Below are 25,161 nucleotides of genomic sequence, written 5' to 3' on the forward strand. Positions count from 1 at the left end.
TTGTACACCTTTTACTGGTACCCGAAATGTTCAACATGCAAAAAAGCCAAAGCGTGGTTAGACCAGCATGGCGTTAGTTATCAAACTGTTGATATGATCAAAGAAGTACCGAAGGCCTCAACGATTGAGACTTGGCTAGAAACGAGTCAAGTACCAATCCGTCGCCTGTTCAACACAAGCGGGATGAAATATCGGGAACTTGGACTGAAAGATCAAGTAGGCGAGTTTACGGCTTCAAAAGCAAGCCAAGTCTTATCGACAGATGGCATGCTGATCAAGCGGCCGCTGATCGTGCAAGAGGACCAGCTTGTTGCAATTGGATTCAATGAAAAAATTTATGAAGGAGAACTGATATAAAATGGCAGGCAAACATTTGAAGAAAAAGGACAACCTTTGGATCTTATTTAATGGAAAAGAATACTGTGTTGGTTTGACAAATGAAGCGCAAGAAGAACTCGGAGACATCACGTTTGCCAATTTGCCAAAAGCAGGACAATCGCTAAAAAAAGATGAACCTCTGATCGAAGTCGAAGCGGAAAAAGCTGTCAATGAATTTGCTAGCCCGCTAACGGGTACAGTTTCTTCTGTGAATGATAAAATCGGTGAAGATATCAATATCTTGAATGATTCAGATGAAATGAATGCGTGGATCTTAAGTTTCAAAGATGTTGATCCAAAAGAATTTGACGAATTATAAAATCAGAAAATCACTTGAAAAAAGTTGACACTGATTCTTCCAGTTGCTATAATCATAAGCAATCCTATATGAAACGAGAAAGCTTTGAAAAGAAGAGTACATGTCACGGACGTTTGAAGAGAGCCCTGTTTGCTGAAAATGGGTAACGAAAATGAGATGGAAGATGGTCTTAGAGCAGAGTAAGCGAGCGTAAGCAAACTTACTACGGGAGTGCCCGTTACAGCGCGACAGTATACGGAAAGAAGCTAAGTCCAAGTACTGGAAGAGGCTGTTATTGCGAAGTAACGGTAAATCAAGGTGGTAACACGGAAGTTCAAGCTTTCGTCCTTTTGCTTAAGGCAAGAGGGCGAAGGCTTTTTTGTTTGAAAAATCATAAGAGAAAGATGTGAATGGCATGTCATTAATCCAACTAACGAATGTCAAAAAGACATTCAATGGGAAAAACGGAAACATCCAAGCCGTCAATGACGTTTCACTAAACGTTGAAAAAGGGGATATTTATGGAATCGTCGGCTATTCTGGCGCAGGAAAAAGTACATTAGTTCGACTCCTGAATGGACTTGAGCTTCCCACGAGCGGCGAAGTGATCGTAAACGATCAAGATATCACAAAATTAAAAAACAAAGAATTACGTACATTCCGAAAGAAAATCGGTATGATCTTCCAGCATTTCAACCTGTTATGGTCAAGAACTGTACTTGAAAATATCCAGCTGCCGTTGGAATTAGCTGGTGTACCAAAGAGCAAACGAAAAGAACGAGCAGAAGAATTGTTGCGTTTAGTCGGGTTAGAAGGACGCGGACAAGCGTATCCTTCACAACTTTCCGGCGGACAGAAACAACGTGTCGGTATCGCACGAGCATTGGCAAATGATCCTGAGATCCTGCTTTGTGATGAGGCTACGAGTGCATTGGACCCGCAAACAACAGAAGAAGTATTAGACTTATTGTTAGCAATCAATAAGAAATTGAATTTGACCATCGTCTTGATCACACATGAAATGAATGTGATCCGCAAAATCTGCAACAAAGTCGCTGTGATGGAGTTGGGGAAAGTCGTAGAAGAAGGAGACGTGTTGACTGTCTTCAGACAACCGAAAAAAGAAGTAACCAAACGTTTTGTACAACAAGACATCGAACCAGAAGCTGATTCGACAGAACTATTAGCTGAACTCATCAAAGAAAATCCAAGCGGCCGTTTGGCAACTTTGACCTTTAGCGAAAGAAATGCCAACGAGCCAGTCATTTCCCAAGCGATTCGACGCTATAACATTGATGTCAATGTCGTATACGGGAAAATCAAACAAGTAAAAGAAGGTTCCTTTGGTTCATTGACTGTCTTGATGACAGGTGAAACCAAAGAATTAGATCAAGCAGAAGTGTTCATTAAAGAACAAGGAGTAGGAATTGAGGTGATCCATCGTGGATAAAAGCTTTTCAGAAACATATCTAGATTTTAAACAAATCAATCCGGAAACGATGAATCAGGCCATCCTTGATACACTATATATGACATTGATCTCAATGGTCTTAGTGACGATCATCGGATTAGTTTTGGGATTGATCCTTTACTCTATTGGACGCAAAAACAAACCGTATGCTCGAATCATTTACGGGATCGTATCGATCATCAGTAATATTTTCCGGTCAACACCATTTATGATTCTGATGGTTTTGATCATTCCATTTACTAAAGCAATCGTAGGCACTATGCTAGGTGCGCAAGCAGCCATTCCAGCTCTTGTTTTATCCGCGGCACCATTTTATGCCCGTCTAGTAGAGATTGCTTTTCGTGAAGTCAGCCCTGGCGTACTGGAAGCAGCAGATGCAATGGGAGCAAGTTACTGGGAAATCATCTGGAAGGTCTTGATACCTGAAAGTATTCCCGCGTTGATTTCTGGATTAACAGTTACAACGATCTCGATGATCGGATTTACCGCCATGGCCGGAGCGATCGGCGCAGGTGGACTTGGAGGTCTTGCTTGGCAGGAAGGATACCAACGTGGTAATCTGACAGTGACATTCGTTGCGACTTTAATTATTTTATTAATCGTATTTATCGTTCAAGGAATCGGTGATTTCTTAACTAAGAAAACAGACAAAAGATAATAGGATATAGGGGGATATAGGATATGAAAAAGAAGATTTTTGGATTAGCAGCAGCGCTTTTGCTGACTGTAGGATTAGCAGCATGCGGTAACAACAGCGACAGCAAAGATTCAGCAAATAAAGCAGACGACACGACATTGAAAGTCGGCGCTTCGCCGACACCGCACGCAGAGATTTTGGAACATGTGAAACCATTATTGAAAGATGAAGGAATCGCTCTTGAAATCGTCAAATTCGATGACTACGTTTTACCGAACCAATCTTTGGAAGAAGGCGATATCGATGCCAATTACTTCCAGCATATTCCTTATTTGAACAAAGAAATCAAAGAAAAAGGGTATGACTTTGTCAATGCCGGTGCTGTCCACATCGAACCAATGGGCTTGTACTCTAAAAAAGTCAAAGATGTTTCTGAACTAAAAGATGGTGCAACGATCATCACTTCGAATTCTGAATCAGACTGGGGACGCATCATCACGATTTTACAAGATGATGGGCTAGTCAAAGTCAAAGATGGAGTAGATCTGGAAACAGCAACATTCGATGATATTGCAGAAAACCCTAAGAACTTGAAGTTCAACCATACGATCGACCCATCACTTTTAGCTTCTACGTACCAAAATGATGAAGGTGACCTAGTCGCAATCAATGCAAACTTCGCTTATGGCGCAGGATTGAATCCATTAGAAGATGCCGTATTACTTGAAAAAGACAACTCTCCTTACGTGAATATCATTGCGACTCGCAAAGGTGATGAAGACAGTGACAAAATCAAAAAACTGATTGAAGTGCTTCACCGTAAAGAAGTCCAAGAATGGATCACAGACAAATGGGGCGGCTCTGTTAAACCAGTAAAGGCTGATGCAAAATAAGGAATGAAACAAAAAAGATGAGAAATAAGTCTGTAACGGCTTATTCCTCATCTTTTTTATACCTATTCTAATTTAGAAATCAAAATTGTTTAATAATCAATAAAAGATATTTGATTTTAGTAAGGAAGATCATTGCGCTTCATTCTCAATTAGTCTAAAATGAGTGAGAACGAAAGAGAATTTGGGGGTATAATGCATGTCTGTCTTAGAAATAAAAAATCTACATGTGTCGATCGAAGAAAAAGAAATCCTTAAAGGCGTAAACCTAACAATGAAAACCGGAGAAATTCACGCCATCATGGGACCTAACGGCACAGGAAAATCAACCTTATCTGCCGCTATCATGGGCAATCCAAACTATGAAGTAACAGAAGGTGAAATCTTGTTTGACGGAAAAAATGTTTTAGACTTGGAAGTAGATGAACGTGCACGACTTGGCTTGTTTTTAGCTATGCAATATCCAAGTGAGATACCAGGTATCACGAATGCGGAATTCATGCGTGCAGCAATCAATGCGAAACGTGATGAAAACGACAAGATCTCTGTTATGGCATTTTTGAAAAAGTTAGATGAAAAAATGGCTTTATTGAATATGCCAGAAGAAATGGCTGAACGTTATCTGAACGAAGGTTTTTCTGGCGGGGAAAAGAAACGGAATGAGATCCTACAATTGTTGATGTTAGAACCAACATTTGCGATTTTAGACGAAATCGACTCGGGTCTGGATATCGATGCTTTGAAAGTCGTTGCTAAAGGAGTAAATGAAATGCGCGGAGACAATTTCGGTGCATTGATCATCACCCACTATCAACGATTATTGAACTATATCACACCTGACGTCGTCCACATCATGATGGAAGGTCGAGTAGTCATGACAGGAAATGCTGACTTAGCTAAACGCCTGGAAGCAGAAGGCTACGCTGGAATCAGTAAAGAATTAGGAATCGACTATAAAGAAGAAGAAGCGTAAGGGGGAGCAAGAATGAAAGAAAAAAACTGGCTCGATTATCTTAACGCGGTAAATGATTTTTCTTTAAGTAAAGGCGAACCTGATTGGATGAGAACCTTCCGTCAAGACGCACTAACAAAAGCAGATGAACTGCCATTGCCGCATATCGATCGGGTGAAATTCCATCGCTGGTCGTTATTCGATGTGAAAGAAACACAAACTATCAGTGAAACAGGCACGATTCCGGCATTTGATGCAATGAAAGACAATCCTGTGCTTGTCCAACAAGGTTCATGGACGATTTTTGAACAACTGCCTGTGGAATTAGCAGAAAAAGGAGTCATTTTTACTGACTTATTCACTGCAATGATCGAATACCCAGAACTAGTCCAAGAATATTATATGAAAAAAGCAGTAAACATGGACGAAGACCAATTGACTGCACTCCATGTAGCTTTTATGAACAGCGGTATTTTCCTGTATGTGCCTAAAAATATCGTGATCGATGAACCACTCGAGTCCTTATTCATTCAAGATGGCGCATCTGATGAGCACTTCTTCAAGCATGTGTTGATCGTGGCAGATGAACATAGTGAATTTTCTTATCTGGAACGTTTCCAGACAACCAAAGAACAAGTAGCAAAATCATCAGGTAACATCATCGTGGAAGTCATCGCTAAAGCTGGTTCAAAAATCAAATATTCAGCTGTAGATCAATTAGGAGAGAATATTACTTCTTATATGAATCGCCGTGGGCACATTTTACGAGATGCTTCTGTCGACTGGGCAATTGGTGTCATGAATGACGGTCATGTGATCGCTGACTTTGACTCAGATTTAGCAGGAGAAGGTGCACACGCAGAAGTCAAAATCGTGGCAATCAGCTCGGGCAGACAAATCCAAGGAATCGATACACGAGTAACCAATAAAGTCCCTCATACAATCGGGCATATTTTGCAACACGGAGTGATCCGAGAAAAAGGAACATTGACCTTTAACGGTATTGGCCACATCCTGAAAGGGGCAAAAGGTGCAGATGCCCAACAAGAAAGCCGTGTCTTGATGCTTTCTGACAAAGCACGTGGTGACGCGAATCCTATTCTTTTGATCGATGAAAACGAAGTAACTGCTGGACATGCTGCCAGTGTAGGACGAGTTGATCCAGAAGAAATGTACTATCTGATGAGTCGAGGATTGCATAAAGAAGAAGCAGAGCGCTTAGTGATTCGAGGATTCCTCGGTTCTGTCTTAACAGCAATCCCTGTAGAACAAGTTCGGAAAGAATTAGTCGAAGTAATCGAAGGGAAGTTGAATGGATGATCGATGCTAAAAAGCTACGCAATGATTTTCCTATTTTATTTCAAGACGTCAATGATGAACCTTTCGTTTATCTGGATAATGCAGCGACGACCCAAAAGCCAAAACAAGTGCTCCAGTCATTAGCGCACTATTACGAACACGATAACGCCAATGTTCATCGCGGTGTCCATACGTTAGCAGAACGCGCAACCCATGAGTATGAGCAAGCAAGAGAAAAAGTACGGGCATTCATCCATGCAGAAGAAACAGCAGAAGTTCTATTTACTCGTGGTACGACGACAAGCTTGAATTGGGTAGCCAGAAGCTTCGGCGACCGCTATATCAAAGCAGGAGACGAGATAGTGCTCTCTTACATGGAACATCATTCTAATGTTATCCCATGGCAGCAGTTGGCAAAACGAACAGGTGCCGTCCTGAAATATATCGATCTAACAGAAGAAGGCTTCCTGGATATGGAGGATGCAGCGAAAAAGATCACGAACAAAACCAAAATCGTTTCCATTGCTCATGTATCCAATGTCTTAGGTGTCATCAATCCTGTTCAAGAATTAGCTGAACTTGTCCATGAAAACGGCGGGGTCATCGTAGTAGATGGTGCACAGTCTGCCCCGCACATGACCATTGATGTTCAAGCACTAGACTGTGATTTCTTTGCTTTCAGTGGACACAAAATGTGCGGACCAACAGGTATTGGTGTCTTATATGGTAAACGAAAATGGTTAGAAGAAATGGAACCCGTTGAATTTGGTGGCGAAATGATCGATTTTGTCGAATTATACGACAGTACATGGAAAGAACTACCTTGGAAATTCGAAGCAGGGACACCAAATATCGCTGGCGCTATCGCATTCGGCCATGCAATCGATTATTTGCAAGAACTCGGCATGGACAATATCCATCGATATGAAGAAGAACTAGCCGCTTATGTGTTGCCAAAATTACAAGCAATCGATGGATTGACTGTTTATGGTCCGCAAGACCCGAATTTTCGGACAGGAGTCGTTGCGTTCAATTTGGATGGGTTACATCCCCATGATGTCGCGACAGCTTTAGACATGGAAGGGGTAGCCGTTAGAGCAGGTCATCATTGTGCACAACCGCTATTGAAGTACCTTGAAGTATCAGCGACTGCTCGCGCCAGCTTTTATTTCTACAACACGACGCACGACGCCGACCGTTTAGTTGAAGCAATCATGGCAACAAAGGAGTTTTTCCAACATGGGACTATCTAAATTAGACAATTTATACCGTCAAGTGATCTTGGATCATTCTTCCCATCCGCATCATCGTGGAAGCTTGACCGACTCGACAAGCAAGATCGAATTAAACAACCCCACATGTGGAGATGTGATCGAATTGCAAGTCGATGTAAAAGACGGAATCATCAAAAATATCGCCTTTGACGGCAGCGGCTGCTCCATCAGTACGGCAAGTGCCTCGATGATGACAGATGCCGTCATTGGAAAATCAATAGAAGAAGCAGAACATTTAACTGTAGACTTTCTACAGCTTGTCCAAGGAAAAGAAGTCCAAGATCCCGACCAATTAGGCGATGCTGCTATGCTTGGTGGTGTAGCTAAATTTCCCGCTCGGATCAAATGTGCGACACTTGCCTGGAAAGCACTAGGAAAAGCAATGAAAAACGATGGTACCGCAGCTTTCCATCATTACCACAAGGAAGAGGAGTGAGAACATGGGCGTACCAGAATTAGAAGAATATAAATTCGGGTTTCACGATGATGTCGAACCGGTTTTCAGTACAGGAGAAGGCTTGACAGAAGAAGTGATCCGTGAGATGTCAAGAATCAAAGGCGAACCAGAATGGATGCTTGAATTCCGTCTGAAATCTCTAGAAACATTCAATAAAATGCCAATGCAAACATGGGGACCCGACCTTTCAGACATCGATTTCGATGCCATCAAATATTACCAAAAACCAAGTGACAAACCCGCTCGTGACTGGGAAGACGTACCAGAAAAAATCAAAGATACATTTGAGAAGATCGGTATCCCAGAAGCAGAACGAGCTTATCTAGCCGGTGCTTCCGCACAATATGAATCAGAAGTCGTGTACCATAATATGAAAGATGAATTCGAAAAATTAGGGATCGTCTTTACTGACACTGACTCTGCTTTGAAAGAATACCCTGAATTATTCAAAGAGTACTTTTCAAAACTTGTACCGCCAACCGACAACAAATTAGCGGCGCTGAATTCAGCCGTATGGTCAGGCGGGACCTTTATTTACGTGCCAAAAGGCGTCAAAGTCGATGTCCCATTACAAACGTACTTCCGGATCAATGCGGAAAACACGGGGCAATTCGAACGTACGCTGATCATCGTTGACGAAGGAGCAAGCATCCACTATGTCGAAGGCTGTACGGCACCTACTTATTCAAGTAATAGTTTGCATGCCGCCATCGTAGAAATCTTTACAAGAAAAGATGCGTATTGCCGTTACACCACGATCCAAAACTGGTCAGACAATGTGTACAACTTAGTAACCAAACGAGCAAAAGCTTACGAAGGCGCAACCGTTGAATGGATTGACGGAAACCTAGGTGCAAAAACAACGATGAAATACCCAAGTGTTTACTTAGATGGAAAAGGTGCACGAGGCACCATGCTCTCCATCGCCTTTGCAGGAGCAAACCAAATCCAAGATACGGGTGCAAAAATGATCCACAACGCACCAAACACTTCTAGTTCTATCGTCTCTAAATCAATTTCAAAAGACGGCGGCGAAGTAAACTATCGAGGACAAGTAACCTTTGCCAAAAACAGTGCGAGTTCGATTTCTCATATCGAATGTGACACGATCATCATGGACGAATGGTCGAAATCCGATACGATCCCATTCAATGAGATCCACAACAGCCAAGTCTCTTTAGAGCACGAAGCCAAAGTCTCAAAAATCTCAGAAGAACAACTCTACTACCTGATGAGCCGAGGCCTGACCGAATCTGAAGCCACTGAAATGATCGTCATGGGCTTTGTTGAACCATTCACCAAAGAACTTCCAATGGAATATGCAGTCGAACTCAACCGATTGATCAGTTATGAGATGGAAGGGTCTGTTGGATAATAACTATTTCATTGCTCGAAACGTTGATATTAAAGCGTTTCGAGCATTTTTTTATTTGCATTTTAATAGTTGGCTACGTTTTTGGCTACGTTTGGAATTATTCGCCCATAAATTTTGCAAATCGGTCACCTGTTTTCTTAATAGATTGTGGTGTGACATGAGCATAGATATTCATGGTAGTTTTAATATCTTTGTGACCTAATCGTTCTTGTACTTCTTTTATCGACGCACCACTTTCAAACAATAAGCTACAGTGGGTATGCCTAAATCCATGTGGAGTAATTTGAGGCTCCATCGGTGTCTTTTTGTAAATCCAGTCTAACCAATCGTTTACTACTTGGGGGTAGTACAGCTTGTTTGTGTTTGTAGTGAAAAGAAACTGCTTTGGTGAATTCGTGTTATAGCCATATAAGATCATTATTTTCATTTGTTCTTGTTGCCAAATACGCAGTTGTTTAAGTGTAAAATCATCAAGCTGAATCGTTCTTGATGAATTTTTAGTTTTAGGTACTTGTAGAACTACTTGATTAAACTCGTCTTGAGCGATAGTTTTACCAATTGTTATTGTTTTATTGAAATAGTCTATATCTTCCCATTGAAGCGCCAATGCCTCGCTTTTACGCATTCCTGTATAAGCTAATAAACGGAAAAAAGTGTACAGTTTAACTGAATTATTTTCTTTAGTATTCTTTAAAAATAGTTGTAATTGATCTTTCGTATAAAACTTCAAGGGTTGTTCTTCTTCAATTTTTCTTGGAAGCAATGTTTTAGACATAGGATTATCTTTACAGACTTCCATTGCTACTCCAAATTTAAATATTTGAGCAGTTGTTTTTCTCAAGAAACCATATTGTTTTAATGTTTTGTGCCATTCATTAACCTGTTTTTGACAATAACTAACACTTATTTTATCCAATCGTAATTCCCCAAAAGCAGGTAATATATGGTTCTTGCAAAAACGTTGAGCAACGGCAACGGAAGATGGTTTTACTCTCGTTCTGTAGTTATCAATCCATAATTCATATAACTCTTGAAAAGTTGTAACATTGATTTTAAACTCTTGTTTTTCTTTAAAGTCTACAAGTAGTCTATTAAGTGCTATTTGTGCCTCAGCTTTTGATTTGAATCTTCTACGCTTTGTACGTATATCTTTTCCAGTCTTGGGATCTTTTCCTAAATAAGTTTCAAATCCCCAATTTTTTCGCCATTTTGTAATTTATAACTAAAAAATGTGGCCATTTGATTCTCTCCTTACTTCATGATTGCAGGTAGAGAAGTTATTTGAAGAATCAATTGCTTTTAAATTTATCGTGATTATTAGTTAGAAATTTTGCGACTATACTATTTTTCTCATATGGGAAATTGTATTTTTTGCTAAGATCAGAAATAAATTTTTCTGTTTCAAATTGATTTTTAGTAATTTTATAAAAGAAATCCTCGACAGATGAATACTGTGAAATATCTTGATAGGCTAAGTCCATTTCGTTTAATAGCTGTTTTGAAGAATCAATCAGTATTTCTTTTTCACCGTATTTGAAATCCCCATTTCTTATCTTATCTTGAAGTCTACTGTTGGCTCTTTTGAAAAATAGCTCTTTAGAGATAGAGTGTTTTTGACTAGCATACTCTTCGATAAGAGGATTGATATCATTAGCAAGTATCTCATTTAGATAAATTTCAAAATCTTTTGAGTAATATTTTGAAAATATATTTTTTATTATAGGATTCAATAACTCATAGTCTTTATCTAGCGAAAACGTATCACTATATCTTTCTTGAATATCATTAAAGACTTTGTGAGGTATCTCTGGGAAGTCCTTAATATATAGCTCATACCCTGAATCTATAAGGTATGAAGCTATGTATTCTTCCAAAGTTCCCCATTTAATCCAGTCTGCACTAGTGTTTCCAATATTTGCAATTGTTAAAAGCCTATTTTTATTGGGTAAAGACACACCTCTAAGCCAATTATTAACGGAACTTATTGGTGTGTCTCCAATTAAATCACCGAATCGTTCTAATGTCAGACCTTTGGATTCGATAATTTTTCTAATACGTTCACTAGTTAACGATAGATTAGGTTTCATAACTAAGCCTCCTTTTTCTGATTTATTGTAACATATATTGCTATCATTTACTAAAATTTATTAAAAATGTTGACAATGGAATTTCTATAAGATATTATAAAATAGTGATTTTTAGTAATTTTTAGTAATTATTTTTTTGTTGCTCATTACTAAAAATTACTATTTAGGTAGAGAAGTTATAGAACAATCAAAAAGGAGAGGTTTTTGTGGAAGCAATAAAATTAATGATCTCAGAAGAGCAGGAGGAAATGTTTCTGAAGCAGTTTTATCAAATTGCTACAAAAGCTATTGAAAAGGCTCAAGAAAATGCTGGTATGACAAGGGAATATCTCAATCAAAAAGAAATGGCAGAATACTTAAATGTGAGCGAAAACTTTTTAAAAAATTCTGTAAGAAATGAGGGATTACCTGTGGTTGAATTGGGGGCAAGAAAATTTTATTCGAAAAAGGCAGTTAATGAGTTTATGTTTGCTCGAATGAAGAGAGGTGAAAGTTTTGAGAGAAGATGAAATAACAAATTTAGTATTGAAAAGAATTGAAAAATATATAAAAAAGAGTGCTCCCGATAGTTTGCAGACGAAGGGGAACACTCGATAATGAATAAAGTTCTAAGAAAACTTTATTTGACTACATTTTAACATACTTTAAAGATAGGGAGAAAGTATATAAGTGATGAACAAAAGATTCAAAGAAATTACTATGCTATCATCCCCGCTAATGTTAGATATGACCGAGACTTAATTCCAAGTTCAAAGCTTTTGTATGGTGAAATCACTGCTTTATGCAATGAAAAAGGATTTTGCTGGGCGAAAACACAGTATTTTCAAGATTTATACGGCGGTAGTAGGGTATCTATTCAAAAATGGCTTAAATCTTTAGAAGCAAATGGCTACATTTCGAGAGAAGTTATATATAAAGAAAATTCGAAGGAGGTAGATAAAAGAGTTATAAGAATTGTTAACACCCCTGACAAAGAAAAGTTAGCTACCCCACTAACAAAAGTTAACACCCCTAGCAAAGAAAAGTTAACAGAGAATAATACATCTAATAATACAATTAATGAAGAAGAGGATATTAATATAAAAGAAATTTACACTAAGGTTAGTGTTCTTTATGAAGAAAATAATGACGATGGTCGAAAATTATTACAAGTGTATCACTATTTGAAAAACGCTAATGTATATATAGATGATATCAGAAAAATCATTGAATTTTTATATGAAAATACTCAGTATCTTAACACTCAATGCATTATAACACAACATAAAGCATGTGTTTTTCAAGCGAAAACAGACGAAGGACTATTCGATTACGCAAAATTTTTTCTAAATGGACTTCAAATTAGATATAAAAATCAGCTTTTAGAAAATATAGAGACTACAGATCAATTCAATAAAGCATTCGGAATTAAAGAGTTACCTAAAATCCCTATGCATAATTGGTTAGAAGGAGAAAAAACATGATTAAAAATCGTCTAATAGATCAGATTTGGTGTCTTGATCAAAACACTGATACTCTCGAACTAATCGAGAGTATCTGCTTCAACACAGTAGTTCTCGATTTAAGAGCTGAAAATGACAACTGTGTAACTCATGTCATAATTAATCAAAAAATGGCTCAGCAGCTCTCTGAGAGTCTTAGAAAATGGGCTGAAGGGGAAAAACTATGAAAGCAATTAAAGAAAAAATCGTTAGTAGAAAAATAAACTGGTTAGCACTCAGTGTACTTGTTTTAATGATTAGCGTTGTTTTTACAAGTAATATTGTTGAAGCTAGCATTTTCAATTGGTTTGATGACACAAAAAGTCAAACAGAGTTTTTGAATAATTCTCTTTATAGACCTTACCTGAAAAAATACAATGGAGATTTCCTTAGTCAGTTTGGGTTTTGGCTTGGATGGGCTGTGGTAAAAGGTATGTTTACTGTGACTGATTCGATTCAAAATATGATTCCAGATGTGCTAGATTTGTTCAATTTTATTGAAAGTATAGGGCTAAATAACGTTTATCAATCAGTCATGAATACAATTGTCGTTGGATTAATGATCCTTTCATTGATGTTTGTTGGCTACAAGATGATTACTGGAAAAGGAACAATAGATTTAAAATCTGTTGCAATGAATATAGTGATGTCTGTAGCATTAATTCTTTTAATGCCAACGATGATTTCTAGCGGTATTCAATTTTCCAAAATATTTTACAATGATGCTACTACGATTACAAATTCAGATGACGGAGTCGCTTGGTCATTGATAAAACAAGGAGTAACAGATTTGGCATATATTAATAAAACAGATCAGTACTCAAGCATTGATAAAACGGAGGATCGGAATAAATTAACACGAAAAAATTTTCAACAGACGGATCTCACACAAGTGTTGACGGATAAAGTGATTGATAAATTGGAAAAAGAAAATCCAGCTGCGGATAATCTTCGCTATGAATTAGTTGAAAATTCTAATAATGAATTTGTTGCCACAAAGTTTTCTGATAACTTTTTATCAACATTTTCTGATAGCTTGAAATCAGGCTATTATCGCTATCAAGCAAATCTTTGGGGGATTTCGATTGGGTTGACAGCGTTGGCAATCGTATACGTGTTTAGCGCGTTTGTCATTATTACAGCAATACTAGAACTTGCATTTAAACGCGTGTTAGGTGTTCTTGTTTTTGCAACAGATATTGAAACAGGACAGCGTTCAAAAGTTGTTCTATCAGATATTCTACAGTGCTATTTAACAGTAGGCTTTCAAGGATTTGGACTATCCATGTTTGCTATGTTTATCAATTTTCTGAACTCAGGACAAGGTATCTCAACAAATATTTTTATAAAAACAATTGCTTATATCTGTGCCGTTTTTGTTTTAATCAAAGGCAGTGGAACAGTCATGAGATACTTTGGTGTTGATATTGGACTCAAAGAAGGCTATGGGCAACTTGCTTCTGCTTTTGGAATGGGCGCAATGCTATTTAGAAAAGGATCAAATGGATTTAATCGTGCCAAAGGAAGCGGAAATGGAAATGGATCAGACAGCGGAGAAGGAGAAGATCGAAAACCAGAAAAGAATTTCGGCGAAACTCTATCAAAAAAAGCTGGCAAAACTGGAAGAGCTTTGGGATATGCCCATGAACGTGGATTATCAGGTTTAGCTTCATATGGAGCTACAATGGCTAGTGAAAGAGCAACAAAACCATTTAAAAGTATGCGTGATATAGCTAATGATACCAAGAATAAGTTCAAAGAAGGTTTAGATGATGGTACAGTGTCCGCTATTAATAAAAATAGCAAACCTATGTTAGCTAAAAATAAAGAAGATGAAACTGGAAAATATGCTGATTCCATGCCAACACGTCTTTCGGATAGAAAAGATGGTGCTAAGGTTGAAAATGCCGATAGAATTATGTCTAGTTCTGAACGTATGCGTGAAGCAATGAAAAATAATGCTGAATCGAATAATAATCCTGTAAGTGCAATTCAGCAAAAAGTCCAACAAGATATTGAAGAACGTAAAAATGCTATGCACGGTCAAGCTAAGTCTGCTGAAGAATTAATTAATCAGAAGCGACAGGAAGCGAAATACACGCCTGAAGCAATGAATCGTGAGGAAAATGTTAAGGAAACGTGTAGAAGGGCGTACAGGCGCTAATATGGACGAAAAAGAAGCGTTGACCAAAGAAAGAATCCATGAAGCTAAAAATTCAAATACCGGATTAGAAAAATTGGTCAAAGAAAATCTACAAAATTCTACAAGTAGTCAAGGTGGCCGATCAGTAGATGTCCGAGAAAATATTCAAGGTTCATTGAATGGTCATGTCGGACGGAATGTTGATGTAAGAGAGAATTTACAAAGTTCTTCAAATGGTCAAGGTACTAAGACAATTGATGTTCGAGAAAATCTGCAAAGTAGCAGTACAAGTCAACCAAAAACAGTAGATGTCCGAGAAAATGTACAAAGTTCTACAAGTAGTCAAGGGTTCAAAACAGTAGATGTTCGGGAAAACGTTCAAAAAGATAGTGGAGAAATGAAAGAAAAAACACAAAAAATCAATATCGTTGAAGAAAGAAAGTCAGCGAAAAAATTTGATTCAAATCATGAAACAGTGATTATTGATAGTGAAATCCGTGAAAATGATAAGGGATCAAAACCAAGACGAAGATTCACTTATGAAGATAACGAGTTGTTCAGAGATACATTTAATGATCCTAATCCACTTTTCGATAGTCTATTAAAAAAATAAAGAGGTGATTGTCATGCAATTAATTCTGCAGCTTAGTACGCATGATTTCTTAGAACTTGACGAATTATGTGAATCAGTAAAGAACGCAACAAATGAAAAAATCACGGTCACTAATTATATTGAACTGATGATTCAAGATGAATTGAAGATGAAACGTGAGATAAAAAACAATTTTAAATATTGTTATCTAGAAAAAAGTGAAGAGAAAATCCATGAATTAAATGGTTTTTAAAAATTGTATTTGACATGAATTTATGGCAAAGAATTAGTGGGGATTAAACGATTATTCTCTTCCACTTCAGAGAAAGAATGGGTTAAAGAGCAAGAATACGTAGAGCAATATTGACAACATATAAGGGAGCTATTGTTGAAAAATGGATAACAAAAAAGTAAAGAGAGATTTACATCTATCAGATTAAAAGTGATAGTATGCCCTATGAAACCTAAAAAAGAGTTGAACCTAATGTATATCGGTTCAACTTTTTTTATTTGTATATTGAAAAAATATCACCGAAGTGACGAATGAAACTGTGACCAAAGTAAACAAGAAAATAAATTTTGTAAATAAAATAAAGTAGTATAAAAAGATATTGATGAATCCAATCAAAACTTAGAATTTCAAACGCTAGATAATCAAACAGATAAAAAAATGAAATCAGTTCTATGCGTACGACTAATAAAAATAATAAATTTTAAATAGAAGAAAATGGAAATGAAATCAAATAATTATGAAGAAAAAACAAAGCACTTAGAAAAGTCTGCAAGCAAATTTGAGTAATCGAGATCCAATTTTTTTAAGGAAGTTTAGCAAAAATATGTAATTCTATTGTCACTATTAAAGAGAAAGTTGGAGCGGAATATAAAGAAAAGAGAAAAGCAATTAAACGCAAAAAAATGTAGAACTTAAAAAATATAAAGAGGAACAACCGTTAAATTTAGGAATGATGTTGTGTAAACATTATAATTGCTATGATATAAATGAAGTGTTAAAGAAAGTAAATTTAAACCAATTTTGTGAATAGAAAAGAGAGTGGCAAGCTTTATCTTGCCACTCTCTTTTTTTGTGCGTAAAAGCTTTAGTCACTATGACCAAAACTACGGACGAAACTATGACCAAAAGTAGGTACTATATTATGACCGAAAATAGGTCCAAAATGGATTTTTTTATGATATCAAAAAAATATGAAGTGATTTTGTAAGAAAACCAGTTGGCACAGCCAACTTAGCCACCTTCCTGTAGGAAGGTGCTATCAGTTTTCCCTTATGCTCTTTTCTTTCTTTTTTGTTTTATATGTCAAATACCATTTTGAAATGTACCATCTTAAGAAATTTATCCTTGAAAACAATTGCGTTATTGGATAAAAAGATGCTACATTATCTTAAAAAAGGAATCAAATATAATGAATTTAGTGGCCAGCATATCGCGTGATTAAGATACTTTATAGTGTAAGTTGAAGGAGAAAAAATGTTTAAAATATACTTCCCATTTCAGCGGGAAATAAAGGAATCTTGTTGTTTCTACTAGTAATGTATCTTTTTGGAAACTATGTAACGATGTAAGCAAGATTTTTTTCAGAAGAAAAAACGATAAAAGTTGTGATAAAAGATTAAAAAATAGGAGAAAATCTATCAAGCGTATAGTATGAAACGCACATTTAAAAAATATTCGACTAACTAAAAAAGTTTACAAAGCATGGTCGTGTATTACAAGTAATCTATGCACTGAAAAATGATAGAGAAAATCTGATACGTCCGCAACAATGAACGATTGAAAATGAAAGTGAGGAAATTGGGAGAATGTCTGATGAAAATAAAGTTGTTCCGCTTGAAACACTAGTGATAAATAAGGAAGAGTTTGAGCAACTTTTTCTTGATTTTTTTGTTCAATATGACAGGATTTATGATTTTAGTTCGTCACTAGATTTATTTGAATTAGAAGCAGAAATAATAGAAAACAGCCAAGAGGAAGATGGTAACATTATCATTTCAGTAGAAAAGTTCCTTGAATTGTTTTCGGAAATATTTGAAATAGATACAGACTATTATCAACCACAAGAAGTTTTTCGAGAGTTTAGAAATCAGATTATTCGCTCAGGTAAGACTGTAAACTGAAAAACAATAAAAGAAACGTTGAAAGAATGATTATTCCTTCAACGTTTCTTTTTTAGAATGTTTTAATGACCATATCAGCTTCAGTTTCAGGTTTAGGTAATTCATGGAAGCTTGTGTTTATAGCGCTTAGTTGATCAACTAACCATGTTTTCCTTTTTGAATTGTAGACAAATCTAAAATTAATATCATTGTTCTCGTGTTGAAGAGGTTTCTCCAAATAAGCTGGTGAATATTCATAGTCAACGTAACCTGCTAATACAAAAGAGAGCAATCCATTATTTAGTGTCAGATTTAACGGATGGTCGTAAGCTTTAATTTTTTTTAACGTCATATTGTACATATCTTCAGCCATAAAAGTTGAGTTCATGATTTCATCTTGGGTTTCATTAAAAAAGTTATCCGAATAATCGCTTATTTTTAAAAAGTCTTTATTGGCACCAGCCTCAAAAAATTGTTCAACTTTTTCAGTATAAAGTTGTGCTAATGCTCCTTTTTCAATAGTTACTTTAATGTTCTCGTGCCAATCAATTTCTGTGCTGTTCAGTATGGGAAGATCGGCCTTGAGTTTTATATCCTCTTGATTTCTTTCAATTTCAATTGGCAAAATCTTTTCAGTAGGTTCAGTTTCTGATAAAGGGACATCTAGTTTTTTATCATGATAATAAGCTTCAAATCCATCTGGAACCGGAAAAAAATGTATAGGGTAATTCTTTTCTGAGGTTGTTGTACTAGTTTCCGTACTTGTAGAATTTGTGTCAGAAGTGGTACACCCGCTTATAGTTCCGATGAGTAAAGCGCAGGTTAGAATGATTGCAAATTTTTTCAAAGAAATTCCTTCTTAAAATTGAATATGGACTAATACTAGTCCCATTGTAGCATACCAAATCTTTAACATTAATAAGAAAAAGGACTAATTTTAGTCCAAAAGGTGTGCTATTCTTGAAAGAGGAAAAAATTATTGATAGAGAAAATGTAATCGGTAGCAATATTAGACGATTCCGAGTAGAAAAAGGAATCGGTCAAACCGAGCTAGTTAGAGACCTACAGCTTAGAAAAATCGCTATAACTAGGGAAACATTGGTTAAGATTGAAAGCGGCCGCCAACACATTAAGTTGGATCAATTGAGAGCTATTAGGGATGTTCTACAGGTGTCTTATGAAGACTTGCTTCAATAACTACTTGTAGTCTTTAGTATAAGAAGCTATTTTTACACCCTTATGTATCACAAAGAAATACTGGTATAATAATGAATGGGATATGTAACGATAGGGTATACTATATTCTCAACAGGTTATACTGAGAATCCAATTAAACGAAATCATTTGAAAGTATACAAAACGTTGTTGGATAAAGCATATGAATTTGTATTTTCAGAACACTTTAGATTCTTAGAAAACTATGATTTACCTAGTTCACTGGATGTTGGTATTGAACTATATGATGGAGTAGAAAAGAAAAATCTAAAGTTAAATTTATCAAAAGATTATAGCAAAAATAGTCCAGTGTTAAGAGAGCTAGAAATGCAATGAATCCAATGATAATTTATCTTAATGTAAATTGCTTAACTCTAATTGTTTCTCGTGATTATGATTTTGCTACTGATGTATATGTTGAAGAAAATAAAGGCTTGAAGTTAGAGCTTACTGGATATAATTTGTCGCAGCAATTGATACTATTAGTGGGGCGGTAAACTCTTTAGCAACCACATACTTCTGAATATAACTTTCAATCAATATCTGTAGGTGAAGATAATGTTGGACAATTGTAAGAGTCTTGTTATCGTTTAAGAAATTGAAGGAGGAATCTTGCTAATTGATGAAGTAGACGCAGGTCTTTTTCCAGCTGCACAAATTGAATTTTTTTATGTCTTAACCCAATTTTTTTAAGACTAGGGTATTCAGGTGATAATGACCCAATACTCTCCAACGATGATTAAAAAAGTTTTTATCCAAAGAGATATTAAAAACTATAAATAAACTATTTAACGAATACTTTTGGTAAAATTCAAGTGATGACAGATTAAAGCTGGATATATATGCAGATATGTATGTAAGGACAAAAAGTTGATGAAGATTTAATAATGCAAAAAATAAATATTTCAGGAGGTGTATTTTTTGCCAACAACCAACTCCCTTTTGAGGTATCTGGCAGGAAAAAGTCAATTGTATAAATTTGAAAAAAACAATAGACAAGAGTATTGGAGAATATGAAATTTATATCGAGATATCGAGCATTTTGCAGAGGGAGCCGGGGTGGCCCATTCAGCTATTAATTCAAAAGAATGTGAAAATGACTGCAATTAATAATTTAGATAAATCTATGCGTTCTTTATGGTATTCAATATTAAATTATCCCAACAAATTTATCAATCTGATTAACAAAACCATTGTAAACATTGAAGAATGGCCAAGACAGAAAGAAATTTGTAAAAAAGAGTTTAATCATCCTTTTTCTCTAGAGGAAGGGTTTGCGACCTTCTTCCTAAATATAACGAACGTAAGTGGTATTACTAGCGGTGGACAGATAGAGGGGACAAAACAAGAAAGTAAGTACAAGGTAGGTTGTTGCTTTAATAAGCAATCTTTAATAAAAAAATAAGGGATATTTCTTTACTAAAAGATTCAATTAACTAATATGGATGTTGAATCTTATACAGATGGTATTTCATTTAATTATCCAAAAGAGAAAATGTTCATTTTTTTGAGCCTCCATATTTTAATCAATGTAAAAAAATCTTTATTTGAATTTATTGATAAAGATAAGCATAGCATTAGGGATTATTACTTATGACAATCCAGATGAAATTTATTGAGATTTACAAAGAATTTCGCTAAAAATATAAGTATATGCTTAGATATTCTGTTAATAATAAGCGTAAAGAAAAAGCTTGGGAATATCGTTTTACTAGTTAAATTACAAAAATTGATAATTTTGCTAATGTAGAACCTTTGAAACTAATTGATAAGTAGCTTTTTACCAAAAGCACACCACGTAACTTGAATACGATTGAAAACTAATCATTAAAATTTATTATTAGCAAAGTGATTAATCCTATTCAAAAAGCACCTAGCTTCAATTATCGTCAATGAACTTAACTTCATAGCTGAAGAAAAATCTGAATAAAGAAACGATGGCTGAACCCTTGATAGATAAGGGTTCAGCTCTTTTTAGGAACTTATGTCATAGCCACTTTTTTACATAAATCAGCTAATTAGAGAACAAATTTTGTAATTTGAGATGATGAACTTCTAAAAGACGTTGATACAGATCAGTTTCAAAATCGCTGTAATGACAAAAATCAAGGACTGTATACTTAGAAGAATCAAGACCAGCAGGAATCAGTAGAGGTGAACCAAAGATGAAAAAGTCATATTCTTCAGTGATGGGAAGTGTGAGTAGCTCGATATCTACAAAGGGGATTTTCTTTCCTAAATTCAAGATTTCTTCGGAAATCAGATGTTCAGAGACGTTAACAAACCCAACTTTCAATTTATAGTTTTCATCGATTTCTGAATAATACGGATAAAGTAAACTGGTTTGTAGAAAGGCTAATTCACTTACGCATGATTTCAGCCATGTATAGTTTTTTCGTTGTGCGATTTTTTTCCAAAAACCTTCGATTTTGATTGTCAAGATACGTAAAAGTGGGTATTTATCTTTAATATAAGAAGAGATAAATAGTGTGGTCAAAGGAATTTTTTGCTTGAACATGCTAAAATTACCAATTGATAGATAGAGATTCAAAAGCAAAGCTGGCTCTTTTTCAAACTGGAGTGTACCAATAAATGTCTGACAATGCTTCTGAAATTCCTCTAAGATATCTTTGACCTCATTGCTCGGTTGTTCATACGAATGATGAACGATCGGCACACGAATGTCTTGATTAGAGGTAAGAAGCGGCCAGTAATAGAATAAGTAAAACAAAGAGTTTACCTCTAAGATATCTAAACGAAGATTCGCAATTTTGAAGAAGTCGTAAAAAAAGTCAATGTTTGTTTCGCTTGGAATAAAGGAATCTCTTGATAATCTATAGATATCCGTAAAATGATTGTTTTCGATCCTCAGCAAACAAATCAGGCAATGGAGGCTGGCTTGTTTTTTTCCTAAATCAAACTTATTCTTGTGTTGCGATCCTTCGTGCTTATAAATCAATGCACGAACTTCTTGGCTGTAAGGAATGCTATCCAGGCTTTCCCCTAATGAAACAAACCAAAAGAAATTGAAAAAGATGATGCGAATCAGCATTTCAGAACCAGATAAGGTAAGATTCGATAAATTCAAGTTGATATTGTATTCCTTCAAATATTCAGCCAATTTTTTTATTTGCCGAAAACACGTTGAGCGGCTGATAAATTGGCGATTGCAAAAAGCTGCAAGATTTTCATCTTGTTCGGTCAGAAGACTGATCAATAATTTATAAGGAACACTTTCTGTTGATAGGTAATGTTGGTATTGGATATATTGAACAAGTTGTTCAGGAATGGATAACTTATTTTTATTATGTAACAGTTTAATATCAGTAAATTGTTCTAAATCATCTTGTATATCACATAGGATTTTTTTGAAACGAGTCGCACTGAAATAGAAATCTAAGTTTTCTCGTACATGATCTAAACTATATTCCCCCGGCCGTAAGGTCATCACCTTTCCATACACGCTTAATTTCATTCTCGCATGGTCATCTAATAAAATTTTTTCAATCAATTCTTCACCTTCTTTTTATGTTTTTATTATTAATACCGTATTTATTTTTTCTTGTAAATACTCGTCTCGATTTTCTAAAAAAACTATACAGGATTTAGAAATATTTTTTTTTAATTTATCTCAAAATTACCACTTAATGAGTATATTTTGTGAGAGAAAAGAATAAATAACCTATTTTCAATAACTAATTATTAGATATATTTATTAATCTATCTCAAGTTTAATTTCCTTTAAAATAACTCTGATTGAATAGTTACAGCCAAAAGAGAAGAGAATTAGAAAGATTAGTGAATTTTTTCTTTTTTTTATATTATCTAATTGAATATTAAATTTTTTCTAAGGAGGTATCCATAAATGAAGAAGCGAAATTATTTTATCGTTTTCTGTCTATTTTCTCTATTTTTCGTCACCTATTTCCATATCCAAAAAGGGGAGACTGTGGCAGCCAATGAAGAATCAACCATAGAAGTATTAAACAATGAATACGGCAAAGTAAGTATTAGGAAAATAGATCATCAGCTAACGATCTTGTATCGATTAAATGCGCAAACGCAAGAAACCCGATTTTTATTCCAGCTACATTCAAAAGATGCACCTGAAACGAATCTGCTTTCCTCTTATGTTTCTCAGGAATATCAAGAATACACAGATGAACAACAACGAAAATGGCTAGCAGGTTATTTTTCTCAAACTATTGAAGAAAGAGAATGGACCATTGAGTTGCCGAGTACGAGCAAAGAATTTCAACTCAATATTCAGATAGAAGAAAAAACGGGTCAGTTACTTTTATCCGAACCTGTTTCCTTTTCATTTTCTATAGATAATAAGAATCAGGAAACTGCACAAACAAATGAAAAAACGTCTGAAACATCAACTTCTTATGAAAATCATGAGATATCGGATGATTCATCGTTAGATAAAGACGAATATCGTCCGTTTGAACAACCACAATTATTTAATGCACAGTTGAAACCTAAGGGGTTAGCTACGATTGAACCAGAATATACCACAGATGAGCAAGGAACATACCCTAAGGCAATGTGGCAACCGGATAATAGTCAATATGTGCGTAATCATCAGGGCAATCGCCAAGGACAACAGCAATGGGACGGGCTGAATGGGTGGGATGGCAATCCAACCAATCGCAACAATTCTTATATTGAATATGGTGGGGAAAAAGAGGATGCCGATTATGCCATCCGAAAATTTGCCAAAGAAACAGCGACTCCTGGATTGTTTGACTTGTATCTGAATGTTCGAGGAAATACTCAAAAAAATATCACTCCTCTTGATCTCGTATTGGTCGTAGACTGGTCTGGAAGTATGAACGACAATAATCGGATCGGTGAAGTAAAGATTGGTGTCGATCGTTTTGTCGATACTTTAGCAGATAGCGGTATCACAGACAAAATCAATATGGGATATGTCGGCTACTCAATCGAAGGATATAGCTACAGTAACGGTGCAGTACAGATGGGTTCATTTGATTCAGTGAAAAATCAAGTAAAATCCATTACACCTTCATGGACAAATGGTGGTACTTTTACACAAAAAGCACTAAGAGATGCAGGAAACATGCTATCCGTTCCAAATGGACATAAAAAAGTGATCGTTTTGCTGACGGATGGTGTACCAACATTTTCTTATAAAGTACAGCGGGTACACGCACAATCAAGCAGCAATTATTACGGAACTCAGTTTTCTAATACGCAAGATCGGCCGGGAAATACTTCTCTAATCTCAAGAATCTATGATGCACCTGACCAAAACAATCTATCCAGAAGAATCGACAGTACGTTTATCGCAACCATCGGAGAAGCGATGGCACTCAAAGAACGAGGAATCGAAATACATGGTCTTGGCATCCAACTTCAAAGCGATCCGGCAGCTGGTCTCTCAAAAGCAGAAGTAGAGTCTCGTATGCGACAAATGGTTTCATCAGATGAAAAAGGCGATCTTTACTATGAATCAGCTGATCATGCAACAGATATCTCTGAATACCTAGCCAAAAAAGCTGTACAGATCTCAGCAACTGTAAGCAATGGACAAATAAATGATCCAATCGCAGAACCATTCATTTATCAGCCTGGTACACTTTCAGTCAAGAGTGTGGGGACAAGTCCTACAACGGTCACTCCATCTATTTCCATAGAAGGAAATACCATCAAGAGCAATCAGATCTATTTAGGAAAAGACCAAGAAATCCAAATCCATTACCAAGTGAGAATCCAAACAGAAAATGAGGACTTCCATCCAAATTTCTGGTATCAAATGAACGGCAGGACAACTTTCCAGCCAAACATTGATACCAATGAATTAGCTGAATTCGGTATACCATCTGCTAAAGCTCCCGGAGTCAGTCTTCACATCAAAAAGTTATGGGAAGAATTTGATAACAATCTAGCTGATCGTCCAGATCAAGTTACTTTTGAGATTCAACGGGAACATACGACAAATGCTGCAGCTTGGAAAAACGGATATATCCGCATCATTAAACCAGCTAAAGATACAACAAATACGTGGGAACGTGCAGACATTGACAAATTATCTGCAAATAGCGGAGAAAGTTATCAAGAGATATTATCACTACCTCAATACAATAATCAAGGTCAAGCATTCAGTTACCAAACAATCAAAGAATTACCTGTACCAGGATACGATTCTCAACAAATAGATGCAATGACATGGAAAAATACTAAACAATTCACACCGTTAAACTTGAAAATAACGAAAAATTCCTCTACAGGTGAAAAGGATCTTATTGGCGCTGTTTTCAAATTAACAGGAGATTCTATTGATACTTTACTAACAGATCATGGCGACGGAACCTATTCTCTTCCAGAAAATGTCAAATTGCAAAAAGAAATGACTTATACACTGACAGAAACAAAAGCTCCAGAAGGGCATGAATTAAGCAAAAAGACTACTTGGGAAATCAAGATTGCTTCTGATGGTACGGTAACCATTGATGGAAAAACAGTCACTACTT

The 25,161-nt window shown here is 35.9% G+C and carries 22 protein-coding genes, 2 pseudogenes and 1 other annotated feature; of the genes and pseudogenes, 20 read left to right on the plus strand and 4 right to left on the minus strand.

Annotated features, from left to right (window positions below):
* The 10 genes from KFO35_RS04885 (at position 1) to sufB (ending at position 9,031) form a co-directional block, all read left to right on the plus strand.
* Complete coding sequence (locus tag KFO35_RS04885; protein ID WP_002308244.1) at positions 1–357, plus strand: arsenate reductase family protein; 357 nt, start codon at positions 1–3, stop codon at positions 355–357.
* Position 358: 1 nt separating this feature from the next.
* Positions 359–697 (plus strand): glycine cleavage system H family protein, encoded by a 339-nt coding sequence (locus KFO35_RS04890; RefSeq protein ID WP_002291179.1) that lies wholly within the window; start codon positions 359–361, stop codon positions 695–697.
* 75 nt (positions 698–772) lie between these two features.
* Positions 773–1,029, plus strand: a binding site (T-box leader).
* Between the two features lie 62 nt (positions 1,030–1,091).
* Positions 1,092–2,126, plus strand: coding sequence for a methionine ABC transporter ATP-binding protein (locus KFO35_RS04895; RefSeq protein ID WP_002304234.1), 1,035 nt, complete (start codon positions 1,092–1,094; stop codon positions 2,124–2,126).
* Positions 2,119–2,805: a methionine ABC transporter permease gene (locus KFO35_RS04900; RefSeq protein ID WP_002287674.1), complete on the plus strand. Its 687-nt coding sequence runs from the start codon at positions 2,119–2,121 to the stop codon at positions 2,803–2,805. Before KFO35_RS04895 ends, KFO35_RS04900 begins: the two co-directional genes overlap by 8 nt.
* Positions 2,806–2,828: 23 nt before the next feature.
* Positions 2,829–3,677 carry a MetQ/NlpA family ABC transporter substrate-binding protein gene (locus KFO35_RS04905; protein ID WP_156272221.1) on the plus strand — a complete coding sequence of 283 codons (849 nt, stop codon included), beginning with the start codon at positions 2,829–2,831 and terminating at the stop codon, positions 3,675–3,677.
* A 196-nt stretch (positions 3,678–3,873) separates the two neighbouring features.
* A complete protein-coding gene (sufC, locus tag KFO35_RS04910; protein ID WP_002287679.1) occupies positions 3,874–4,647 on the plus strand; it encodes a Fe-S cluster assembly ATPase SufC in 774 nt (257 codons plus the stop codon).
* A gap of 12 nt (positions 4,648–4,659) precedes the next feature.
* Complete coding sequence (gene sufD / locus KFO35_RS04915) at positions 4,660–5,946, plus strand: Fe-S cluster assembly protein SufD (RefSeq protein ID WP_002314566.1); 1,287 nt, start codon at positions 4,660–4,662, stop codon at positions 5,944–5,946.
* Positions 5,943–7,178, plus strand: coding sequence for a cysteine desulfurase (locus tag KFO35_RS04920; RefSeq protein ID WP_002314567.1), 1,236 nt, complete (start codon positions 5,943–5,945; stop codon positions 7,176–7,178). Before sufD ends, KFO35_RS04920 begins: the two co-directional genes overlap by 4 nt.
* Positions 7,165–7,635 (plus strand): Fe-S cluster assembly sulfur transfer protein SufU, encoded by a 471-nt coding sequence (gene sufU, locus KFO35_RS04925; RefSeq protein ID WP_002314568.1) that lies wholly within the window; start codon positions 7,165–7,167, stop codon positions 7,633–7,635. Before KFO35_RS04920 ends, sufU begins: the two co-directional genes overlap by 14 nt.
* 4 nt (positions 7,636–7,639) lie before the next feature.
* On the plus strand, positions 7,640–9,031 hold the full coding sequence (gene sufB / locus KFO35_RS04930) for a Fe-S cluster assembly protein SufB (protein ID WP_044383682.1): 1,392 nt from the start codon (positions 7,640–7,642) through the stop codon (positions 9,029–9,031).
* 97 nt (positions 9,032–9,128) lie between these two features.
* Here sufB and KFO35_RS04935 read toward each other — a convergent pair.
* Positions 9,129–10,270 (minus strand): annotated as a pseudogene (locus tag KFO35_RS04935) (site-specific integrase).
* A 50-nt stretch (positions 10,271–10,320) separates the two neighbouring features.
* Entirely contained in the window at positions 10,321–11,118 is a 798-nt protein-coding gene (locus tag KFO35_RS04940) for a helix-turn-helix domain-containing protein (RefSeq protein WP_002295173.1), read from the minus strand.
* Between the two features lie 206 nt (positions 11,119–11,324).
* Here KFO35_RS04940 and KFO35_RS04945 point away from each other — a divergent pair, with 206 nt between their 5' ends.
* The 6 genes and pseudogenes from KFO35_RS04945 (at position 11,325) to KFO35_RS04970 (ending at position 17,467) form a co-directional block, all read left to right on the plus strand.
* A complete protein-coding gene (locus KFO35_RS04945) occupies positions 11,325–11,627 on the plus strand; it encodes a helix-turn-helix domain-containing protein (protein WP_002314570.1) in 303 nt (100 codons plus the stop codon).
* 156 nt (positions 11,628–11,783) lie between these two features.
* A complete protein-coding gene (locus KFO35_RS04950; RefSeq protein ID WP_025477201.1) occupies positions 11,784–12,581 on the plus strand; it encodes a helix-turn-helix domain-containing protein in 798 nt (265 codons plus the stop codon).
* Positions 12,578–12,787, plus strand: coding sequence for a hypothetical protein (locus KFO35_RS04955; protein ID WP_002313375.1), 210 nt, complete (start codon positions 12,578–12,580; stop codon positions 12,785–12,787). Before KFO35_RS04950 ends, KFO35_RS04955 begins: the two co-directional genes overlap by 4 nt.
* Positions 12,784–15,355, plus strand: a pseudogene (locus KFO35_RS04960) (pLS20_p028 family conjugation system transmembrane protein). The gene KFO35_RS04955 and the pseudogene KFO35_RS04960 overlap by 4 nt, the downstream one beginning before the upstream one ends.
* Positions 15,356–15,368: 13 nt before the next feature.
* Positions 15,369–15,587, plus strand: a complete 219-nt coding sequence (locus KFO35_RS04965; RefSeq protein WP_002334941.1) for a hypothetical protein — start codon at positions 15,369–15,371, stop codon at positions 15,585–15,587.
* Between the two features lie 1,565 nt (positions 15,588–17,152).
* The gene (locus KFO35_RS04970; protein WP_002313378.1) at positions 17,153–17,467 is read left to right on the plus strand and encodes a hypothetical protein; all 315 of its coding nucleotides are present in this window, start codon (positions 17,153–17,155) and stop codon (positions 17,465–17,467) included.
* A 52-nt stretch (positions 17,468–17,519) separates the two neighbouring features.
* Here KFO35_RS04970 and KFO35_RS04975 read toward each other — a convergent pair whose 3' ends face one another.
* Complete coding sequence (locus tag KFO35_RS04975) at positions 17,520–18,293, minus strand: YvbJ-related protein (RefSeq protein ID WP_130624873.1); 774 nt, start codon at positions 18,291–18,293, stop codon at positions 17,520–17,522.
* 104 nt (positions 18,294–18,397) lie between these two features.
* Between KFO35_RS04975 and KFO35_RS04980 the strand changes: the two genes are divergently transcribed.
* The 3 genes from KFO35_RS04980 to KFO35_RS04990 all read left to right on the plus strand — a co-directional run bounded on the left by KFO35_RS04980 (position 18,398) and on the right by KFO35_RS04990 (position 20,066).
* Positions 18,398–18,643: a helix-turn-helix domain-containing protein gene (locus KFO35_RS04980; protein ID WP_002313380.1), complete on the plus strand. Its 246-nt coding sequence runs from the start codon at positions 18,398–18,400 to the stop codon at positions 18,641–18,643.
* A 75-nt stretch (positions 18,644–18,718) separates the two neighbouring features.
* A complete protein-coding gene (locus KFO35_RS04985; protein ID WP_002314576.1) occupies positions 18,719–18,997 on the plus strand; it encodes a hypothetical protein in 279 nt (92 codons plus the stop codon).
* Between the two features lie 760 nt (positions 18,998–19,757).
* Positions 19,758–20,066, plus strand: a complete 309-nt coding sequence (locus KFO35_RS04990; RefSeq protein ID WP_002314578.1) for a hypothetical protein — start codon at positions 19,758–19,760, stop codon at positions 20,064–20,066.
* Between the two features lie 609 nt (positions 20,067–20,675).
* On the opposite strand, the gene KFO35_RS04995 is transcribed toward KFO35_RS04990, so the two are convergent.
* On the minus strand, positions 20,676–22,172 hold the full coding sequence (locus tag KFO35_RS04995; protein WP_002313382.1) for a helix-turn-helix domain-containing protein: 1,497 nt from the start codon (positions 22,170–22,172) through the stop codon (positions 20,676–20,678).
* Positions 22,173–22,526: 354 nt separating this feature from the next.
* On the opposite strand from KFO35_RS04995, the gene KFO35_RS05000 reads away from it, so the two are divergent.
* Positions 22,527–25,161, plus strand: a 2,635-nt coding sequence (locus KFO35_RS05000) for a VWA domain-containing protein (protein ID WP_211140334.1), incomplete at its 3' end; no start/stop codon positions are given.

The sequence above is a fragment of the Enterococcus lactis genome (assembly GCF_015751045.1).
Lineage (GTDB): Bacteria > Bacillota > Bacilli > Lactobacillales > Enterococcaceae > Enterococcus_B > Enterococcus_B lactis.

What these genes read in the sequence shown, in the direction of transcription:
- KFO35_RS04905 (WP_156272221.1), top strand. Translation starts at nt 2,829, where the DNA reads ATGAAAAAGAAGATTTTTGGATTAGCAGCAGCGCTTTTGCTGACTGTA.
- KFO35_RS04990 (WP_002314578.1), top strand. Translation starts at nt 19,758, where the DNA reads ATGACTGCAATTAATAATTTAGATAAATCTATGCGTTCTTTATGGTAT.
- KFO35_RS04920 (WP_002314567.1), top strand. Translation starts at nt 5,943, where the DNA reads ATGATCGATGCTAAAAAGCTACGCAATGATTTTCCTATTTTATTTCAA.
- KFO35_RS04890 (WP_002291179.1), top strand. Translation starts at nt 359, where the DNA reads ATGGCAGGCAAACATTTGAAGAAAAAGGACAACCTTTGGATCTTATTT.
- KFO35_RS04955 (WP_002313375.1), top strand. Translation starts at nt 12,578, where the DNA reads ATGATTAAAAATCGTCTAATAGATCAGATTTGGTGTCTTGATCAAAAC.
- KFO35_RS04985 (WP_002314576.1), top strand. Translation starts at nt 18,719, where the DNA reads ATGGGATATGTAACGATAGGGTATACTATATTCTCAACAGGTTATACT.
- KFO35_RS04970 (WP_002313378.1), top strand. Translation starts at nt 17,153, where the DNA reads ATGTCTGATGAAAATAAAGTTGTTCCGCTTGAAACACTAGTGATAAAT.
- sufD (WP_002314566.1), top strand. Translation starts at nt 4,660, where the DNA reads ATGAAAGAAAAAAACTGGCTCGATTATCTTAACGCGGTAAATGATTTT.
- sufU (WP_002314568.1), top strand. Translation starts at nt 7,165, where the DNA reads ATGGGACTATCTAAATTAGACAATTTATACCGTCAAGTGATCTTGGAT.
- KFO35_RS04895 (WP_002304234.1), top strand. Translation starts at nt 1,092, where the DNA reads ATGTCATTAATCCAACTAACGAATGTCAAAAAGACATTCAATGGGAAA.
- sufB (WP_044383682.1), top strand. Translation starts at nt 7,640, where the DNA reads ATGGGCGTACCAGAATTAGAAGAATATAAATTCGGGTTTCACGATGAT.
- KFO35_RS04940 (WP_002295173.1), bottom strand. Translation starts at nt 11,118, where the DNA reads ATGAAACCTAATCTATCGTTAACTAGTGAACGTATTAGAAAAATTATC.
- sufC (WP_002287679.1), top strand. Translation starts at nt 3,874, where the DNA reads ATGTCTGTCTTAGAAATAAAAAATCTACATGTGTCGATCGAAGAAAAA.
- KFO35_RS04965 (WP_002334941.1), top strand. Translation starts at nt 15,369, where the DNA reads ATGCAATTAATTCTGCAGCTTAGTACGCATGATTTCTTAGAACTTGAC.